The 17,564-nt window shown below is 61.9% G+C and carries 18 protein-coding genes; 4 read left to right on the forward strand and 14 right to left on the reverse strand.

The genetic code is table 11. The features are described from left to right. The first annotated feature begins 11 nt into the window (after positions 1-11). Both betA and BLW25_RS06040 read left to right on the forward strand, forming a co-directional pair. Complete coding sequence (gene betA, locus BLW25_RS06035) at positions 12-1,661, forward strand: choline dehydrogenase (protein ID WP_092897306.1); 1,650 nt, start codon at positions 12-14, stop codon at positions 1,659-1,661. 82 nt (positions 1,662-1,743) lie between these two features. Continuing rightward, the gene (locus BLW25_RS06040; protein ID WP_092897308.1) at positions 1,744-1,983 is read left to right on the forward strand and encodes an HP1242/YdcH family protein; all 240 of its coding nucleotides are present in this window, start codon (positions 1,744-1,746) and stop codon (positions 1,981-1,983) included. A gap of 109 nt (positions 1,984-2,092) precedes the next feature. Here the strand turns inward: BLW25_RS06040 and BLW25_RS06045 are convergent, their stop codons facing one another. The 13 genes from BLW25_RS06045 to BLW25_RS06105 all read right to left on the reverse strand — a co-directional run bounded on the left by BLW25_RS06045 (position 2,093) and on the right by BLW25_RS06105 (position 14,142). Further along, a complete protein-coding gene (locus tag BLW25_RS06045) occupies positions 2,093-3,424 on the reverse strand; it encodes an NAD(P)/FAD-dependent oxidoreductase (protein WP_092897310.1) in 1,332 nt (443 codons plus the stop codon). Continuing rightward, positions 3,424-4,779 (reverse strand): glutamine synthetase family protein, encoded by a 1,356-nt coding sequence (locus tag BLW25_RS06050; RefSeq protein WP_092897312.1) that lies wholly within the window; start codon positions 4,777-4,779, stop codon positions 3,424-3,426. Before BLW25_RS06050 ends, BLW25_RS06045 begins: the two co-directional genes overlap by 1 nt. Positions 4,780-4,814: 35 nt before the next feature. Next, on the reverse strand, positions 4,815-5,528 hold the full coding sequence (locus BLW25_RS06055) for a type 1 glutamine amidotransferase (RefSeq protein WP_092897314.1): 714 nt from the start codon (positions 5,526-5,528) through the stop codon (positions 4,815-4,817). A 93-nt stretch (positions 5,529-5,621) separates the two neighbouring features. Further along, the gene (locus BLW25_RS06060) at positions 5,622-6,956 is read right to left on the reverse strand and encodes a glutamine synthetase family protein (RefSeq protein WP_092901604.1); all 1,335 of its coding nucleotides are present in this window, start codon (positions 6,954-6,956) and stop codon (positions 5,622-5,624) included. Positions 6,957-7,183: 227 nt separating this feature from the next. After that, a complete protein-coding gene (locus tag BLW25_RS06065; RefSeq protein WP_092897316.1) occupies positions 7,184-8,014 on the reverse strand; it encodes an ABC transporter permease in 831 nt (276 codons plus the stop codon). Beyond that, entirely contained in the window at positions 8,011-8,892 is an 882-nt protein-coding gene (locus BLW25_RS06070) for an ABC transporter permease (protein WP_092897318.1), read from the reverse strand. Before BLW25_RS06070 ends, BLW25_RS06065 begins: the two co-directional genes overlap by 4 nt. A 181-nt stretch (positions 8,893-9,073) precedes the next feature. Continuing rightward, the gene (locus tag BLW25_RS06075; protein ID WP_092901607.1) at positions 9,074-9,787 is read right to left on the reverse strand and encodes a transporter substrate-binding domain-containing protein; all 714 of its coding nucleotides are present in this window, start codon (positions 9,785-9,787) and stop codon (positions 9,074-9,076) included. Between the two features lie 48 nt (positions 9,788-9,835). Next, the gene (locus BLW25_RS06080) at positions 9,836-10,546 is read right to left on the reverse strand and encodes an ABC transporter substrate-binding protein (protein ID WP_092897320.1); all 711 of its coding nucleotides are present in this window, start codon (positions 10,544-10,546) and stop codon (positions 9,836-9,838) included. 7 nt (positions 10,547-10,553) lie between these two features. Next, complete coding sequence (locus tag BLW25_RS06085; protein ID WP_092897322.1) at positions 10,554-11,324, reverse strand: ABC transporter ATP-binding protein; 771 nt, start codon at positions 11,322-11,324, stop codon at positions 10,554-10,556. Positions 11,325-11,523: 199 nt separating this feature from the next. Next, positions 11,524-12,270 (reverse strand): phosphate/phosphite/phosphonate ABC transporter substrate-binding protein, encoded by a 747-nt coding sequence (locus BLW25_RS06090; RefSeq protein WP_253188233.1) that lies wholly within the window; start codon positions 12,268-12,270, stop codon positions 11,524-11,526. Between the two features lie 14 nt (positions 12,271-12,284). Beyond that, positions 12,285-12,725: a tellurite resistance TerB family protein gene (locus BLW25_RS06095; RefSeq protein WP_092901610.1), complete on the reverse strand. Its 441-nt coding sequence runs from the start codon at positions 12,723-12,725 to the stop codon at positions 12,285-12,287. 178 nt (positions 12,726-12,903) lie between these two features. After that, positions 12,904-13,683, reverse strand: coding sequence for a 23S rRNA (adenine(2030)-N(6))-methyltransferase RlmJ (locus tag BLW25_RS06100; protein WP_092897326.1), 780 nt, complete (start codon positions 13,681-13,683; stop codon positions 12,904-12,906). A 27-nt stretch (positions 13,684-13,710) separates the two neighbouring features. Further along, entirely contained in the window at positions 13,711-14,142 is a 432-nt protein-coding gene (locus BLW25_RS06105; RefSeq protein WP_092897328.1) for an Lrp/AsnC family transcriptional regulator, read from the reverse strand. A 210-nt stretch (positions 14,143-14,352) separates the two neighbouring features. Here BLW25_RS06105 and BLW25_RS06110 point away from each other — a divergent pair, with 210 nt between their 5' ends. After that, positions 14,353-15,498, forward strand: a complete 1,146-nt coding sequence (locus BLW25_RS06110; protein ID WP_092897330.1) for a type III PLP-dependent enzyme — start codon at positions 14,353-14,355, stop codon at positions 15,496-15,498. 251 nt (positions 15,499-15,749) lie between these two features. Continuing rightward, entirely contained in the window at positions 15,750-16,775 is a 1,026-nt protein-coding gene (locus tag BLW25_RS06115) for a DUF2235 domain-containing protein (RefSeq protein WP_143040451.1), read from the forward strand. Here the strand turns inward: BLW25_RS06115 and BLW25_RS06120 are convergent. Continuing rightward, positions 16,715-17,437: an acetyltransferase domain-containing protein gene (locus BLW25_RS06120; RefSeq protein ID WP_092897334.1), complete on the reverse strand. Its 723-nt coding sequence runs from the start codon at positions 17,435-17,437 to the stop codon at positions 16,715-16,717. The genes BLW25_RS06115 and BLW25_RS06120 overlap by 61 nt on opposite strands. Positions 17,438-17,564 lie beyond the last annotated feature (127 nt).

Consider the following 17,564-nt stretch of genomic DNA (forward strand, 5'->3'; position numbering starts at 1 on the left):
GAGGGAAGAAGATGGTTGCTGATTATGTCATCGTCGGTGCGGGTTCGGCGGGATGCGCCATGGCGTATCGGCTGACCGAGGCCGGCAAGCGTGTGACGGTGATCGAACATGGCGGATCGGATTTCGGGCCGTTCATCCAGATGCCGGGTGCGCTCTCTTACCCGATGAATATGGGCATATACGACTGGGGCCTGAAATCCGAACCCGAGCCGCATCTTGGCGGCCGTGTGCTTGCCACGCCGCGCGGCAAGGTGATCGGCGGATCTTCCTCGATCAATGGCATGGTCTATGTGCGCGGCCATGCGAAGGATTACGACACCTGGGCCGGGATGGGGGCGGATGGCTGGTCCTATGCCGATGTTCTCCCCTATTTCAAACGGATGGAACATTCCCATGGCGGCGAGGGGCCGGAATGGCGCGGCACCGATGGCCCGCTGCACATCACCCGGGGTCCGCGTGACAATCCGTTGTTTGACGCCTTTATCGAGGCGGGGGCGGCCGCCGGCTATCCGGTGACACAGGATTACAACGGCCGCCAGCAGGAGGGCTTTGGCCCGATGGAGGCGACGATCTGGAAAGGCCGGCGCTGGTCGGCGGCGAATGCCTATCTCAAACCGGCGCTGAAGACCGGAAATCTGCAGATTATCCGCGGCCTTGCCCGTAAGGTGGTGATCGAGAATGGCCGCGCGGTCGGGGTCGATGTCGATACAAAGGCCGGGCGTCAGGTGATCCGCGCGGGTTCGGAAGTGATCCTCGCCGCCTCATCGCTCAATTCGCCAAAGCTCCTGATGCTGTCCGGGATCGGCCCGGCGGCACATCTGAAAGAACACGGGATCGAAGTTCTGGCTGACCGCCCGGGCGTTGGCGCCAATCTCCAGGACCATATGGAGATCTATATGCAATTCCAGGCGACGCAGCCGATCACGCTTTATAAATACTGGAATTTGTTCGGGAAGGCCTGGGTTGGTGCGAACTGGCTGTTCCTCGGGCGCGGCCCGGGAACATCGAACCAGTTCGAGGCCTGCGGCTTTATCCGATCGCGCGAAGGCGTCGAATATCCTGATATCCAGTACCATTTCCTGCCGATTGCCGTGCGCTATGATGGCAAGGCCGCGGCGGGCGGCCATGGCTTCCAGGTGCATGTCGGGCCGATGCGGTCGAAATCGCGCGGCTCGGTGACGCTGCGTTCGTCCCGTCCCGAAGATGCGCCGGTGATCCGTTTTAACTATATGTCGGACCCCGATGACTGGGTCGATTTCCGCGCCTGTGTGCGGCTCACGCGTGAGATTTTTGCGCAGGATCCCATGGCGCAATATGTGAAATCCGAGATCCAGCCGGGCCCGGCTGTCGGCACTGATGCCGAGATCGATGCCTTTATCCGCGAACATGCCGAAAGCGCCTATCACCCCTGCGGCACTGCGCGGATGGGGCGGCGCGATGACCCGATGGCGGTGGTAGACCCGGAATGCCGGGTGATCGGGGTCGAAGGGCTGCGCCTTGCCGACAGCTCGATCTTCCCGCAGGTGACCAATGGCAATCTCAACGGCCCCTCGATCATGACCGGCGAAAAGGCCGCCGATCATATCCTGGGTCGCCAGCCCTTGCCGGCGCTGAACAACGAGCCCTGGATAAATCCCGCCTGGGCGACCAGCCAACGCTGAATTTCACTTATTTGATCGGCGTCAAAGTGGTGGGATGGCATATGTTTTAACCTCTTCTCAACAAGGAAGAAGGAGACTGCCGATGTCGAACACGCCGCACACGCTGCAAGAGGAATTTCCGGGCAAAGAGGCCCGCATCACCGAGCTGAAGGTCTCGAATGCCCGTTTCGCGAAGCTGCTCGAGGAATATGACACAGTGAATGATCAGGTTCACCGCGCCGAGACGCGGATCGACACCGTGTCGGAAGAACATGAGGACGCGCTGCGCCGGTCGCGCTCGCGCATCAAAGATCAGATCTATGCGATGATCCAGGACCAGTAAGGATCCGGGCGCCGTAAGTGGTTCTGAACGGAAAACGGGCGGGGCCATTATGCCCCCGCCCGTTGTCATTCTTATGCCCACCAGCCCCTGCGGCGCGCAGGGAATATTGTCACCAGCCCAGCCGGTCGCGAAGCGAGAACCAGGTCATGGCGCTGACCAGCAGGGGCCAGCGCAGCGCCTGGCCACCCGGAAAACGGCGATGCGGCAGGTCTGCCAGAAGATCAAAGCCGCCCCTTGTCTTTCCCCCAGTCTGCCCGGAGGCCTCGGCGGAAACCGCTTCGGCAATCATCTTGCCCGCAAGCGTCGCCAGCGCGACACCATGGCCGGAATAGCCCGAGGCCGAGAGCACATTTTTCGCCGGTCGCGCGAAGCACGGCATCCGGTTGACGGTGATCGCCAGCGTGCCACCCCAGGCGTAATCGATCCGGGTTTCAGCAAGCTGTGGATAGATCTCCAGCAAGGGCTTTCTGACCACCTTCGCCACATCGGGAAAACGGTAGCCATAGCTTTCCGCACCGCCAAAGATCAGCCGGTCATCTTCCGACAGACGCCAGTAATTCACCACGAATTTGGTGTCATGCACGGCGATGGGCGTGGCAAGGATCTCTTTCGCGCGTGCGCCCAGCGGTTCGGTCGCCACCACGAAATTGTTGATCGGCATCACCCGCGCCGCGATGGTCTTTTCCAGGCTGCCGACATAGCCATTCACCGCCAGCACCATATGGTCGCACGTGACCCGGGCCCCGGCCGTTTCGGCCACCGGCTTATCGCCATAGATCAGCCTGGTGACTTCGCTTTCCTCGAAAATCTGCACTCCGGCGGCCATTGCCAGCTTTGCCAGCCCGATCACGAAATTCAGCGCATGGATATGGCCGGCGCCGCGGTCGATATCACCGCCTTTGAACGCCTCAGACCCCACCAGCGCGCGCAGCCCCTCGCGGTCGAGCGGCTCGACCTCGTGGTAATCATAATCCCGGGCAAGCTTTTCGGCATAGTGCTTCGCGTGATCGACCTCGGACTGGTGCCAGCAGGCATGGGCGATGCCCGGGCGGTAATGGACCGCTTCCATCCCGGCGGCGAGATCGCGCACCAGCGCTTTGGCATCCTGCGCCATATCCCAGAGCCGCCGTGCATTTTCGCGCCCGGCGACCTTCTCCAGCCAGTCCTGGTCCTGGCGCTGGCCGGAGCCGACCTGGCCGCCATTCCTGCCCGAGGCGCCAAAACCGACGCGATGCGCCTCGAGCACCACAACCTTCAGCCCTTTTTGCGCCAGATGCAGCGCGCTTGAGAGGCCGGTATAGCCGGCCCCCACAACGCAGACATCGGCACGGATTTCGCCCGTGGCGCGCGGAAAGGGCGCAAGGGCTACACGGGTCGCCGCATACCAGCTGTCGGGATATTGCCCTTGCTGGTCATTGGCGTGCAGAAGATTGACCGCCATCACACGTTCAGGAGCAGATGCTCACGCTCCCATGGGCTGATGACCTGGAGGAACTCTTTGTATTCGTTGCGTTTCACCGAATCGTAGCATTTGATGAAATCGACGCCCATCACGTTTTTCAGGGCCAGGTCCTCATCCAGAAGATCCAGCGCATCGCCAAGGTTCACCGGGATCTCATCCGAATCGATATAGGCGGAGCCGGTGAATTCCGGGCGCGCGGCTTTCTTTTCCATCAGCCCGAGATAGCCGCAGGCCAAGGTCGCCGCGATGCCGAGATAGGGGTTGCAATCCATCCCCGGCAGGCGGTTTTCGATGCGCCGCGCCGCCGGACCAGAGATCGGTACCCGCAGGCCGGTCGTGCGGTTGTCGCGGCCCCATTCCAGATTGATCGGCGCCGCGAAATCCGGAACGTAACGGCGGTAAGAATTCACATAGGGCGCCATCAGCGCGATTGCCGCCCCCATATGGTTCTGCATCCCGGCGATGAAATGCTGGAACTCTTCGGTCTCGACGCCCTTGGCACCGGAGAAGATGTTCTTTCCGGTTTTCAGATCCACGACCGAGGTGTGGATATGCATGGCAGATCCAGGCTCGCCTGCGATGGGCTTGGCCATGAAGGTCGCGAAACAATCATGGCGCAGTGCCGCCTCGCGGATCAGGCGTTTGAAGTAGAACACATGATCCGCCAGTTCAATCGGGTCGCCATGCGCGAGGTTCAGTTCGATCTGTCCGGCGCCGCCTTCCTGCAGGATACCGTCGATTTCCAGCCCCTGGGCTTCGGCGAAATCATAGATATCGTCGATCACCTTGCCATATTCGTCGATTGCGGAAAGGCTGTAGGCCTGTTTCCCGGCGGCACGGCGCCCGGTGCGCCCCATCGGCGGGATTACCGGCATATTTGGGTCGATATTGCGCGCGGTCAGGAAGAATTCCATCTCGGGCGCAACGACCGGTTTCCAGCCCTGTTCCTCGTAAAGTCCCACGATCCGGCGCAGCACATTCCGGGGCGAAAACGGCACCAGATTGCCCTGCTGATCTTTCGCATCATGGATCACCTGGAGCGTGATATCGGCGGTCCAGGGCGCGGCGGTCGCGGTGGACCAGTCGGGCTCGAGGATCATGTCCGGCTCGGTAAAGGCGTCGAAGGGGCTGTCGGCCCATTCACCGGTGATGGTCTGCAGAAAGATGGAGTTTGGCAGGAAGTAATTGGTTTGTTTTGCGAATTTCGCGGCAGGCATGGCCTTGCCGCGTGCCACACCGGCAATATCGCCGATCACGCATTCCACCTCATCGACGCGACGTTTACCGATATAGTCCCGTGCCGCTTTGGGCAGTTTTTCCGTCCAGTTGGACATGTTTCACACTCTGGTTTGGGGCCCTGGCCTGCGCTTCACGCGCGGCGCTGTGCGGCCCTTGTCTGGTGAGAGAGAAAGAAATCCGCGATTCTTTCCGCCATGGTCGTGGTCCCAAGCGGCGTGTCGATCTTCTCTGTTGCGGCATCCAGTGTCGCTTGTGGCACGAGGCCCGGGCCGCGATATTTGATCAGACCTTCGATGAAATCTTTCTTAAATTCCGGATGCGGCTGCACGGTGAACATGCGGTCATCGTAAAGCAGCCCGGCATTGGAGCAGAAATCGGTCGAGGCGATGACCTCGGCCATTTCGGGCTTTTCGACCACCTGATCCTGGTGCCAGGCGTTCAGCGTGATCGTTTCAGCATCAGGGCCGGAGCCGAAATGGTAATCGGTCGGGCCGACCGACCAGCCGCCTTTATATTTCTCGACGCGGCCGCCCATCGCCTGGGCGATGATCTGATGGCCAAAGCAGATGCCCACGACCGGCACATGTTCGGCATAGGCCTCGCGGATAAAGGCTTCGAGTGGCTTGATGAACGGGTGATCCTCATAGGCGCCGAATCGCGAACCGGTGATCAGCCAGCCGTCACAGTCATGGACGGAAGACGGGAAATCCATCTCCATCACGGTGAAGCGGCGGAATTCCAAGCCGCGATCCGCGAGCAGGCGCTCGAAGAAATCGGGATAATCGCCCATGGTGGGTTTGAGGGCGTCGGGGGAGGCCCCGGTTTGCAGGATGCCGATGATCATTGGGGCGCTCTGGGTCACGAAGTTGCGGTCATAAGGATGGTGGGTGCGGCCCCGCCTCTGGTCAAGGGGGGCCGGACTGTATCGCGGTTCAGATCATACGGTATCGAGATAAAGTTCGACCAGTTCTTCGGGCGAAAGCTCGGCGGTGTAATGCAGTTCCTGACGCTTGGTCATCACCATATTGGCGATCAGCTCGGGCGGCAGGAACCGCGCGACATGCGGCGAGAATTCAAAGGCGTCGATGGCATCCTGCCAGGTCGTCGGGATCTGCGGCAGATCAAGCGCATAGGAATTGCCGCTGATCGGTGCGACGGGTTCCTTCCCGTCTTCGATTCCCGAAAGTGCCGCGCCAAGGATGGCTGCGAGCATCAGATAGGGGTTCACATCCCCCCCCGCCACGCGATGCTCGATCCGCCGCGCCGCCGGGTTGCCCGAGGGAATGCGGATCGCGGCGGTGCGGTTCTCATAGCCCCAGCAGATCGCGGTGGGCGCATGGGCATCGGGCACCAGCCGGTCAAAGCTGTTGGCATGGGGCGCGAAGAGAAGCGTCGAATCGTGCATTGCCTCCAGGCAGCCGGCCACGGCATGGCGCAGCAGGGCGGTGCCTTTGGGGCCACCGGAATCGAAGATATTGTCGCCCTTCTGGTCCAGCACCGAGAAATGCGTATGCAGGCCCGAGCCCGAATAATCGGCATAGGGCTTCGCCATGAAAGACGCCGCAAAGCCGTGACGGCGCGCCAGCCCCTTCACCAGCATCTTGAAGAACCAGGCATCATCGGCGGCGCGCAGCGCGTCGTCGCAATGCATCAGGTTGACTTCGAACTGGCCAAGCCCGGTTTCCGAGGTTGTGGTATCGGCCGGAATATCCATCGCCTCGCAGGCGTCATAGAGATCGGTGAAGAAGACGTCGAAAGCGTCCAGTGCCCGGATCGAAAGCGCCTCGGCCGCCTTGCGGCGCTTGCCCGAACGGGGCGAAAGCGGCACCTGCATCGTCTTGCCGGAATCGTCGATCAGGAAGAACTCCAGCTCCATCGCGCAGACGGGCGTCAGGCCACGTGCCTTGTAGCGGTCGACGACCGCGCGCAAAGCATGGCGGGGATCGCCCTCATAGGGTTTGCCGTTTTCGCGGTACATCCAGATCGGCAGCAAGGCCGAAGGGCTTTCCAGCCAGGGCATCGGCATGAAGCCGCGCTCGGTCGGGCGCAGGGTGCCGTCCTGGTCACCCTCCTCAAAAACCAGCGGGCTGTCGTCGATATCTTCACCCCAGATGTCGAGGTTCAAGACAGAATAGGGGAAACGTACGCCGCTTTTCACCACATTATCGGCAAAGCGCGCCGGAACGCGCTTGCCGCGCGCCTGCCCGTTGAGATCAGCCGCGGCCACACGAATTGTGCGGACCTGCGGATGTTTTCTGAGCCAGTCCTTCATCATTGATTTAAACCAGCAAGCATGGACGCGCCCTCGCGCCATCGCTCGTGGTGGCCTGACGACCATCGTGGAAGACGGCCGGCCCACAAGATGCGCAAGGTGCCGGACCATGCCCTGGTCCTTCCCTTGGTTTGATCGCCTCTCCCGCCGGGCATTGGCCCCGATTGAAACGCTGTGGTCGAGCGGGTCCGGGCGGGTGCCCGGATAATTTGATCAAATATAAGATACTAGCGGATCAGCTGAGGACGCAAGCGAATTCTTTTCTTCTGATACGAGGGCAGGTGACGGTTCAGCCGCTGGTTCACCAGACCGAAGATCCCGATCAGAACCAGCGTCAGGATGATGAAATAGAAGGCGACGATCGGATAGGGGACAAAGGGGTTGAAGGTCTTGTCGGCGAGGTAATTCGCGTAATAGAGCGCGTCGCCGCGTTGCTGAAACGCCGGGAAGCCGGAAAAGAACACCAGCGTCGTGGCGTGGAAGAGAAAGATCGCCTCATTGGTATAGGCGGGCCAGCCGAGCCGCAGCATGGTCGGCCATTCGATGCGGAAAAACCGGTCACGCCCGGTGATGCCATAGGCGTCGGCCGCCTCGAGATCGCCTTTCGGCACGGTCATCAGCGCCCCGTAGAAGATCTCGGCACTATAGGCGGATGTGTTGAGGAAGAGGGTGAGGGCCGCCCCCGCCCAGGCATTGGCCAGCCAGGCGGTTGGAATGGTGAATAGGCCGAACACATCGACCGAACCGCGCAGCACGGTGGTGATGAAGAAATATACGAGGAAGAACTGGATGAAGAGCGGCGAGCCGCGGAAGATAAAGATATACCACTCGGCGGGCTTGCGGATCCATTTGTTGCGTGAGGCTTTGGCCATTGCGAGGCCGACGGCAAAGACAAAGCCCAAAGAAAGCGCCAGCAGGCCGAAATAGAGGTTCCAGAGCATCCCCGATCCGATCAGCACGAACTGATCGCAGAGCGAGATATTGGTGAGGGGCAGTGCATTTTCGCCAAAACCCAGCGAGCGCAGCCAATAGGCCTGAACAGTATCCCAGCAGGTCATGCCGCATCCTTCCTGAGGGTTTCGCCGGCGCGGGTGGCCTGGCCATGCGAAAGGCGGCGGGTGAGGCGACCGAGGCCGATTTCGGAGACACGGGTCAGCGCGAGATAGAAGACCAGCAGGGCGAGGAAGTAATAAAGCCGCCAGTCGCCATGCGGATAATCGAACCGCGCGGATTTAGAGCCGCCCAGCTCGCGCGCCCAATAGACGATGTCCTGGATCCCCAGAAGAAACAGCAAGGGCGTTGCCTTGATCAGGATCAGCCAGAGGTTTGAAAGGCCGGGCAGGGCATAGGTCCACATCTGCGGCACCAGGATGCGGCGGAAGGTCTGGCGCGGCGAAAGGCCATAGGCCTCGGCGGTCTCGATCTGTGCGCGTGGCACGGCATCCATCGCACCTTTCAGAACATTGGCAGCGAAGGCTCCGAAAACAATGGCAAATGTCAGCACGGCCAGCAGGAAGGCATAGGCCTGATGTACAAAGAGCGACGCGTTATTGGGCGGCACTTTCGCCGCCGGGCAGACGCGGAATTCAAGCCCCTGGCGGATCGGTTCAGACCAGTCCGGGCACCGGACCTGATGCATCACCCATTCGATCCCCTGATCCAGCGCGATCACGAAGAACAGGAAAAAGACGATATCGGGCACGCCGCGCACCATGGCGGTGTAGATCTTGCCGAGCCACCGGATGGGCGCGATATGCGACCGCGCCGCCATGGCACCGCCAAAGCCGAAGGCCAGTGCTGCCGGAGCGGTCACCAGCAAGAGCGCCATCACCGTGAGGAAGGAGAAATAGAACTCCATATGTTTGGGCGTGGTGAGATAGCAGGAAAGCCAGCTCAGCCCTTCAATGGTCTTCGGATCGGCGCAGAATTCGAACATGGGCTTGCCCTGGCGCGGCGGCTCCGGTCAGGGCATTCACAATGCGGCTGACCAGTGGCAGACGGGTGAGGAGGGGCACCTTGCCCCGGTCTGGGTGACCGGGTGCAAGGCGCGAAAGGGATGCCCGCGCGGGCCCCGGGAAGGCCGCAGCCTCCCTGAGATCACGCGGGCGAGACCCGGATCAGAACGGCGTGTAATTGCCGTCGAACCACTCATCCGTCAGTTTGTTGAGCGTGCCGTCTGCCTTCATCGACTGGATGGCCGCGTCGAATTTTGCCTTCAGCTCGGTGTCGGATTTGCGCAGCCCGATGCCGATCCCGTCGCCAAGCAGCACATCATCGCCGATGATTTCCAGCCCATCGCCGATCTGCGACAGGAGGTAATCTTCATCGGCCATGACCGCAGCCGCCTGACCATTGCGCACTGCGGCAATGGTCTCGTCAGGCGTTGCGAATTCAAGGAGCTTGGCGCCCGAAGCCGCCACATGCGCCGCCTGGATGGTGCCGGTCTGCGCCGCGATCACACCGCTGTCGAGCGGCGTATCAGCCGACATCGCGGCATAGGACGAGGGCGCGGGCTGGGTGTAGTTTTCCGAGAAGGCGATCTTCTCGCGGCGCTCATCGGTGATCGACATGCCGGCCATGATGGCATCGTAATTGCCCGATTGCAGGTTCGGGATGATCGAATCCCAGTCATTCTTGACAAAGATGCATTCCAGCTCAGCGCGCTTGCACAGCTCATTGCCAAGCACGATCTCGAACCCGTCCAGCTCGCCCTTGTCATTGATGAGGTTATAGGGCTCATAGGCGCCCTCGGTGGCGATCCGCACCGGATCGGCAGCAGCTACACCGGCGCCAAGGGCGGTGAGGGCGGTCGCAAGCAGCAGTTTCTTCATTGTCATCTCCCGAAGGTTGCGTTTCTGGGTTTTGTGCCGGTTCCGGGGTCAGAACCAGGTGTCGTGAAGAGAGTCCAGCGTGCCATCGGCTTCCATAGCGGCGATGGCGCTGTCGATTTCAGCCTTGAGCGCATTCCCCTTGCACACGGCGATGCCGGTGCCCTCATCGGGGATCTCCTGGCTGTAGACATATTCCAGACCCTGGCCGGCGATCAGCGTCTCAAGATCTCTGCGGTCTGAAAAGGGCCCGAGCGCCAGGTCGGCCGCGCCCTGGGCCACGGCGTTCAGCACTGCTGGCTCTGAGGTATAGGACCGATAATCCAGCTTTTCCTTGCGCAACCAGGTTTCATGCATGGTGCCCGCTTCTACTGCGATCCGGGCCGCTTCGGGCGGCGGCGCAGCAGCAAAGCCGACAAACCATTCCAGAGAATTGCCAAAGGTATAGGGGATCGACATATCCACCACCGCGCGGCGCTCCGGCGTGATCGCCATGCCACCCAGCACCACATCGAACCGCCCCTCGGCGACGCCCGGGATCAGCTCGCCGAATTGCGCGACCTCCCATTGGCAGTCGCGATGCGTACGGCTGCAGATCTCGGTCATCACATCGTAATCAAAGCCCGAAAGCCCTCCCGCCTCATCGCGCAGGATATAGGGCGGAAAGGTGTCTTCGGTGCCAATCACCAGTGTCTCGTCCCCGCCGGTCGAGGCAAGCCAGACACTGGCGGTGATGGCTGAGATTGTGGCGATGCAGGACATGCCGGCCTCAGACCATCGTGGCCGAAAGGAAGCCGCGCAGGCGTTCCGATTTTGGCTGGCCGAAAAGCTGCGCCGGCGCACCTTCCTCTTCGATCCGTCCCTGGTGAAGGAAAATCACATGATCCGAACAATCCGAGGCCAGTTTCATGTCATGGGTCACAAGGATCATGGTGCGGCCTTCATCAGCCAGCGCCCGGATCACCTTGATGACCTCCTGCTCCAGTTCGGGGTCAAGCGCCGAGGTCGGCTCGTCGAACAAAAGCGCGCGCGGCTCCATACACAGGGCGCGGGCGATGGCGGCACGCTGCTGCTGACCGCCCGAAAGCTGCGCCGGCCAGGCATCGGCCTTATCGGCAATGCCCACCTTTGCGAGATATTCACGCGCTTTCGCCTCGACCTCGGCCGGGTCACGTTTCATCACCGTGACCGGCGCCTCCATGACATTCTGAAGAATTGTCATATGGGCCCAGAGGTTGAACTGTTGGAAGACCATCGAAAGATTGGTGCGGATGCGGGTGACCTGGGCGCGGTCGGATGGATGGCGGCGCAGGCCTTCGCCCTTCCAGCGCACGGCTTCGCCTTCAAATTTCACATCACCCTGCTGGCTGTCTTCCAGCAGATTGCAACATCGCAACAGCGTGGATTTCCCCGAACCCGAAGAGCCGATCAGCGAGATCACATGACCGCGTGGCGCGACAAGATCGACACCTTTGAGCACTTCGAGCGGGCCATAGGACTTATGCAGCCCCCGGATCTCGATTACGGGCACCTCTGCCATAAACCTGATATCTTCCCCTGTTGTACTTTTCGCCCGCGCCCGTCTTTTTGTCGGATCGCCCTATGACAGGTCGCAGGGATAATTCTGTCAGTAGGACGCAGATCTGCGCGGTTTGCAACGTGGTTTTGCAGCATCCTGCGGCCGCATTCCGGCAATCCGTCGTCTGAACTGCGGCAATCTGTCTGATCGGAGGATCGGATCAGGCTGCAGGGACGGGCGGGCCGGGATCGGGCACCGCGAGGTAATCCGCCTCAGGGACGGTGACAAGCCCGTAGAGATGCAAAACCGCACGGTCCTCATCCGTGAGACCCCGGATCGCAGCGTCAAGCGCCGCAAAAACCGCCTCCGCGTCGAGATCCTTCCCTGCGATGAAAGGTAAGGCAGGGGTGGCCCCGGTGCGGCCGACCTCTTTCAGCCCGGCGGCGTCGCCGCTGTCATCCTCGGACATGATCGCCCAGGTCACCGCATCAAGCGCGGCGAGATCGGCCTTTCCGGCGCGCACTGCCCGGGCCGAGGCGCGATGGCCGCCACTGCGCCAGGCCGGCACAAGCCTGATGCCGGACCGGGCCGCATGATGCGCCGGCGCCGCCCAGCCTGATTGTGAGAGATCATCATTCCAGGCAAAAGCCGCGCCGTCAAAATCGGTGAAATCCGCGCGCGGATCATCGTCGCGGGCGACCAGAATCGAATGATACTGCCCGGCAGGGGTCCCGGCCAGGCGATGATCTCCTGCCCCGATCAGCGTCACCTGGCCTCTGAGCCGCGCGCGAAACGGGTAGCCGCAGCATTGCGCCAGCACGAGATCGGGGGAAAGCCAGCCCGCCATGTAAGCACCGTCGCCGCGCGTCAGTGCCTCTGGCGCGGCAATCCCGCGCGCGCGCAACCCCTCGCGGACCTGCGCCCAGAGCCGGTCATTCGCGCCTTCGGTCCGATCTGTATCATACATGCCAAGCGCGGCAATCACAGGCTGCGCGCCGCCCGCTGCCGCGCTTCGGCGCTTTCGACATCGGAAAGGCCGAACAGGCTTGAGACCATGCGCAAAAGCCGGTCCTCATCCGCATCACGGCTGCCATCGGCCAGGGCCACCGACCAGAGCGCCTGCATCAGCTCGCCCCGTTCTTCGGGCGAGGTGGCGGCCTTCAGCGCGCGTGTAAACCGGACAGTGTCCGGCGCCTCGGCCTCCACCGCCTCGGCCTCGGTCCTGAGCGCGGCTGCAGCGAAAGCGTCCAGCTCGTAGCGTGTCATCAGGATCCGGTCGATGCGCTCCACCTCTTCAATGGCATAAAGCCCGTCACTGCGGGCCAGCCGCACCAGAAGCGCCGCCAGCGCCAGCCTCGCATCGGTATCTTTCAGGGGCTCGGGGGCGGGGGCCAGCAAATGGCGCAGAAGGTTCTGAATCATGCCCACAAGAGTAGCGCGAAGATAAGGCCCGCGCCAGCGCCGCAACCTCGCGATTCTGACAACTGCGGGAGCCTCCGGCGGGGATATTTAAGGGACAGATGAAAAGCTCCTTCATCTGTCTCTAAATATCCCGGGGGTGAGCGGCTTTGCCGCGAGGGGGCTGGCCCCCTCTGCGCCTTCAGCCCGGATCGGCGAAGATACGGGTCAGGCATGCGGTCTCGGTTTCGATGCCAAAAGGCGGGTTTACGATGAACATGCCGGTGCCGATCATCCGATGGCCTTCGCGGGCGGGGGGGAAACGCAGCTCGTGGCGCAGAGCCTCGGGGAACTGTGCCGCCAGTGTCCTGAGCATCGGCACATGCGGCGCATCTCGCAGGATCGGATACCAGAGCATCAATACCCCCACATTCCATTTCCGCGAGACCTGCGCGAAGAACTTCGGGATATGGTCGTAATCGGATTTCACCTCATAGGGAGGATCGACCAGCATCAGCCCGCGCCGCGGTGTCGGCGGCGTCAGGGACAGCGCGAAATCAAAGCCGTCTTCCTTGCGGATATGTGCGCCCCAGGAGCCAAGTACCTCTTTCAGCGCCGCATTTTCCTGGGGATGCAGCTCTGCCAGATGCAGCTTGTCAGTCTCGCGCAGCCCAAGCGCCGCGATCAGGGGCGAGCCCGGATAGGCATCGGCGCCGAACATCGCGCGGGTTTCCTCCAGCCGCTCGGGATAGGGGTGGCGTTCCGGGAAGGCATCCGCAAGTCGCCCGATCCCCTGAGCCGCCTCACCGGTCTTCAGCGCCTCGGGGCCGGAAAGCCGGTAGAGGCCGCGCCCGGCATGGGTCTCAATATAGGAAACCGGCTTGTCCTTTTGCACCATGTAATCCAGCACCCAGGCCAGGAGCGCGTGTTTTTGCACATCGGCCAGGTTTCCGGCGTGAAAAGCGTGTTGATATGACAGCATGACAGGCCCCCAGGTTCAGCGCCCGCCTTACACCGCCCGGTCGATGCGGGTCGAGAGGTGGATCAGGCTTTCCGAGCTTTTCACCCCGGTCATCGCGCCGATCTGATCCAGCACCTGATCGAGGATCTGCGTATTGGGGCAGGAGATCTGCAGCAAAAGATCGAACCGCCCTGAGGTCGTATAGACCTTCTCGACCTCATGGATCGATTTCAGCCGGGTCAGAATCGCGGCCTGACCGCGCGGTTCGATCGTTACCAGCACCGAAGCCCGCAGCCGGCCTTCACGTGCCGCTTCCCCCAGTTTCAGCGTGTAACCCGCTATGATTCCAGTGTTTTCCAGCCGCTCAAGCCTTGCCTGGATCGTGGATCTTGCGACCTTGAGGCGCCGCGCCAGCGTCGCCACCGAGATCCGCGCATCGGCGCTGAGAAGGCCGATCAGACTTCTGTCGAGATCATCCATGCAGTTTGTCTCCCCGTATCGTCATAATAACGATGATTTCAGTCATTTCTATAGTTTTGTTCGGTGAGATTGTCACACATATGCAGCATCCTTCTGGCAGGAAAAGGGCGGCTCATACGCACCTGGCCTGGTTTCTTTAAACCACGCAGGTGCCCGACCCGGAATGCAGGGGAAGGGCGAAGCGTCTTGTTGGCTGAAAGGGAAACGCCGATGGGACTTTCACGGACGATCTTCAACAATCCGACCGAATTCATCAGGCTGCATCAGCCTGAAAATCCGGTCCTTTTTTTCGCGCCCAGCGTGGCCCAGGCCGCGGCGCGGCGCTTTCTCCGGGGCTTCCCCGGGCTGGTCACCTATGCGGTGAAATCGAACCCGGGCGAAGAGATGGTCGAGAACCTGGCGGCCGCCGGGATCCGCGGATTTGACTGTGCTTCGCCCTTCGAGATCGACCTGATCCGCGATCTCGTGCCGGATGCGGCGATCCATTACCACAACCCGGTTCGCTCGCGCGCCGAGATCGCGCATGCCGTTGCGAAAAACGTCAAAAGCTACAGCGTTGATTCGCGCTCTGAACTGGTCAAGCTGATCGCGCTGGTGCCGGCGAAGGGCTGCGAGATCTCGGTCCGTTTCAAGCTGCCGGTTGGCGGCGCGGCCTATAATTTCGGTGCGAAATTCGGCGCGACGGCCGAGCTGGCGGTAGATCTGCTGAAAACCGTGGCCGGGGCCGGTTATATCCCCTCGCTGACCTTCCACCCGGGCACCCAATGCACCGATCCGGAAGCCTGGGCGACCTATATCCGCAAGGCGGCTGAGATCGCCTCCGAGGCCGGTGTGAAGATCGCGCGCCTCAATGTCGGCGGTGGCTTCCCGAATCATCGCCTTTCGGCGGTGATGCCGGACTATGACGCGATTTTCGCCGCCATCGGCCGCACCGCCGATGAGGCGTTCGGCGAGGGCCGTCCGGCGCTTGTCTGTGAGCCGGGGCGCGCGCTTTGCGGTGATGCTTTCACCCTGGTCGCCCGCATCAAGGCGATCCGCGACGATGCCCATGTCTTCCTCAATGACGGGGTTTATGGATCGCTGAATGAGATGCCGCAGATCGGTATGATCGACCGGCTTCAGGTGATTTCGCCGGAGGGTGTGCTGCGGACAGGCGATCCGAGCCCGCGCATCACCTTTGGCCCGACCTGTGATTCGGTTGACCGTCTGCCGGGTGAGATGGCTTTCCCGGTTGATGCCGAGGAAGGCGATTTCGTCGTGCTGCATGGCATGGGGTCCTATTCGGTCGTCACGAACAGCCGTTTCAACGGTTTTGGCGAATTGCAGATGGCGACCGTCCTGTCCCTTGCGATCTGAGCCTGCGCGGACAATCTGACGTGATTTCCATATCTTCTGCACGCCCCGCCGCTGGACAAAACCTGTGGCGGGGCTAGTCTTTCCATGGACAGAGGCCCGGCAGGGCCACCCGCAAGGGATTGCCCGGAAAGGACAGTATCATAGGACTGCGCGCTCTCTTCACGCGCTTTTTCCGGCCGCGCCCGCGCGCCGAGGTGGAGCCTGCGAGCCCCGCAGTCCCGGGCTTTGCGCGCCGCCGGGTGGATCATGTGGTGATCCTTGACGGCACCATGGCCTCCCTGCGCCAGGGCGAACGCACCAATGCCGGCAGGGTCTTTCTGCTCCTCTCGACCGGCAAGGCGCAGGCGGGGCGGTCGCTTTACTATGACGAGGGCATTCCCTGGCGTGGCTGGAAGCGCATCATGGATCTCATCGAAGGGCGGGGGATCGAGGAACAGATTCTGCGCGCCTATGGTCATCTCGCCAGCCATTACCGCGAGGGAGACCGCATCTTCCTCTTCGGCTATTCGCGCGGCGCATTTGCAGTGCGCAGCCTGGCCGGGGTGATCGCGAAAGTGGGGCTTTTGCGTCATGAGGCGGCGACCGAGCGCAATCTGCACCTCGCCTGGCGCTGGTATCAGCGGCGCGGCAATGACGATGGTCTGAAGGCCTTCCGCCACGCCTCCTGCCATGCACGGGCGCCGATCCGGTTGATCGGGGTCTGGGAGACGGTTAAGGCGCTCGGCCTGCGCTTTCCGCTTCTGTGGATGCTGACCGAGGGGCGCTATGCCTTCCACGATCCGCATCCGGTGGCGGACCTGGATTTCGCGCTCCAGGCCCTGGCGCTGGACGAGACCCGCGTGGTTTTTGATCCGGTGCTCTGGCAGGGCCATCCGGGCGGTGGCACCCATATCGAACAGGTCTGGTTTCGCGGCGCACATGGCGATATCGGGGGCCATCTGGGGAATTTTGCCGCAGCGCGGCCTTTGTCAAATATCCCGCTGGTCTGGATGCTGGACCGCGCGGCCCAGGCGGGGCTGGAACTGCCAGAGGGCTGGCGCAGGCGGTTTCCCTGTGACCCCGCCGCGCCGATGGTCGGCACCTGGCGCGGTCTTGGCGCAGCCTTTCTCTATCGCAGGCGACGTGTGATCGGGCGCGATCCCAGCGAGCGGCTGCATGAAAGCGTGCCGGAGACGGAACGGCTGCGCTGGCATCTGGCGCGGCAAGGGGCGGGGGATCAGCTGACGACTGAGATCAGCCAGACCAGTGAAGCCAGCGCTCCGATCAGCAAAGGCTGATGGATCAGATAGATCGCGAGCGAATGGCGGCCAGGCCAGGCCAGCCGGTTCAGGATGCGCGAGGGCGGCAGGGACAGTCGCTGCCACAGATTCAGATCCCCGAACATCCGCGCCATAGCCATACCGGCGAGGAAGGGTGCGAACCAGGGAAAGAACGGCTCGAAATCGGCCGTGACGGGCACCTGACCTGAGAGCCCGGTCCAGACCAGCACCCCGCCGGATGCCGGATGCGACCAATACCAGGGCAGGGCAAAGACCAGGGCCGCGATTGCAAGCAGGACAACCGCAGGCAGGCGCAGGAAAAAGAGCCCGAGGATTGAGGAGACCGCAATGGAATGCAGGATGCCGTAAAAGATCCAGGCCTCCGGCATCGCGACATAACTCGCGACCGAGACCAGAGCCGCCGCTGCGACGATCTTTACGAGACGGCGGAAAAAAGCGGGCCAACGGATCGCGGATGCATGCGAAATGTAAAATCCGATACCGGCAAGGAAGATAAAACTGCCGGCGGTGAGACGCGCGAAATACCAGAAAAAGCCGGTAAAGGCGGTGCCGGGCGGGATCAGGCCAAACATGCCCAGATCCCAGGTGAAATGAAATATAACCATGCACAAAAGCGCAAGGCTGCGGGCGAGATCAATCAGGATCAGTCTTTGCGACACGGATTTGGCCTTCTTGCAGCACCCCTCTTACCTGACGCCAAATCCCCTGACCGGCAAGGGCCTGTCCCGCCTTTGGCGGGATGCCTCCGGCGGGGATATTTAAGGACAGATGAAAAGCCAAAGACCA

Origin of the sequence: Rhodobacter sp. 24-YEA-8, assembly GCF_900105075.1 — a bacterium.
GTDB lineage: Bacteria > Pseudomonadota > Alphaproteobacteria > Rhodobacterales > Rhodobacteraceae > Pseudogemmobacter.

Excerpts from the sequence above, each read along its gene's own strand:
- BLW25_RS06095 (WP_092901610.1), bottom strand. The coding sequence starts at position 12,725 with ATGATTCAGAACCTTCTGCGCCATTTGCTGGCCCCCGCCCCCGAGCCC.
- BLW25_RS06090 (WP_253188233.1), bottom strand. The coding sequence starts at position 12,270 with ATGTATGATACAGATCGGACCGAAGGCGCGAATGACCGGCTCTGGGCG.
- betA (WP_092897306.1), top strand. The coding sequence starts at position 12 with ATGGTTGCTGATTATGTCATCGTCGGTGCGGGTTCGGCGGGATGCGCC.
- BLW25_RS06065 (WP_092897316.1), bottom strand. The coding sequence starts at position 8,014 with ATGACCTGCTGGGATACTGTTCAGGCCTATTGGCTGCGCTCGCTGGGT.
- BLW25_RS06080 (WP_092897320.1), bottom strand. The coding sequence starts at position 10,546 with ATGTCCTGCATCGCCACAATCTCAGCCATCACCGCCAGTGTCTGGCTT.
- BLW25_RS06085 (WP_092897322.1), bottom strand. The coding sequence starts at position 11,324 with ATGGCAGAGGTGCCCGTAATCGAGATCCGGGGGCTGCATAAGTCCTAT.
- BLW25_RS06075 (WP_092901607.1), bottom strand. The coding sequence starts at position 9,787 with ATGAAGAAACTGCTGCTTGCGACCGCCCTCACCGCCCTTGGCGCCGGT.
- BLW25_RS06060 (WP_092901604.1), bottom strand. The coding sequence starts at position 6,956 with ATGAAGGACTGGCTCAGAAAACATCCGCAGGTCCGCACAATTCGTGTG.
- BLW25_RS06045 (WP_092897310.1), bottom strand. The coding sequence starts at position 3,424 with ATGGCGGTCAATCTTCTGCACGCCAATGACCAGCAAGGGCAATATCCC.
- BLW25_RS06100 (WP_092897326.1), bottom strand. The coding sequence starts at position 13,683 with ATGCTGTCATATCAACACGCTTTTCACGCCGGAAACCTGGCCGATGTG.
- BLW25_RS06055 (WP_092897314.1), bottom strand. The coding sequence starts at position 5,528 with ATGATCATCGGCATCCTGCAAACCGGGGCCTCCCCCGACGCCCTCAAA.
- BLW25_RS06110 (WP_092897330.1), top strand. The coding sequence starts at position 14,353 with ATGGGACTTTCACGGACGATCTTCAACAATCCGACCGAATTCATCAGG.
- BLW25_RS06040 (WP_092897308.1), top strand. The coding sequence starts at position 1,744 with ATGTCGAACACGCCGCACACGCTGCAAGAGGAATTTCCGGGCAAAGAG.
- BLW25_RS06105 (WP_092897328.1), bottom strand. The coding sequence starts at position 14,142 with ATGGATGATCTCGACAGAAGTCTGATCGGCCTTCTCAGCGCCGATGCG.
- BLW25_RS06070 (WP_092897318.1), bottom strand. The coding sequence starts at position 8,892 with ATGTTCGAATTCTGCGCCGATCCGAAGACCATTGAAGGGCTGAGCTGG.
- BLW25_RS06050 (WP_092897312.1), bottom strand. The coding sequence starts at position 4,779 with ATGTCCAACTGGACGGAAAAACTGCCCAAAGCGGCACGGGACTATATC.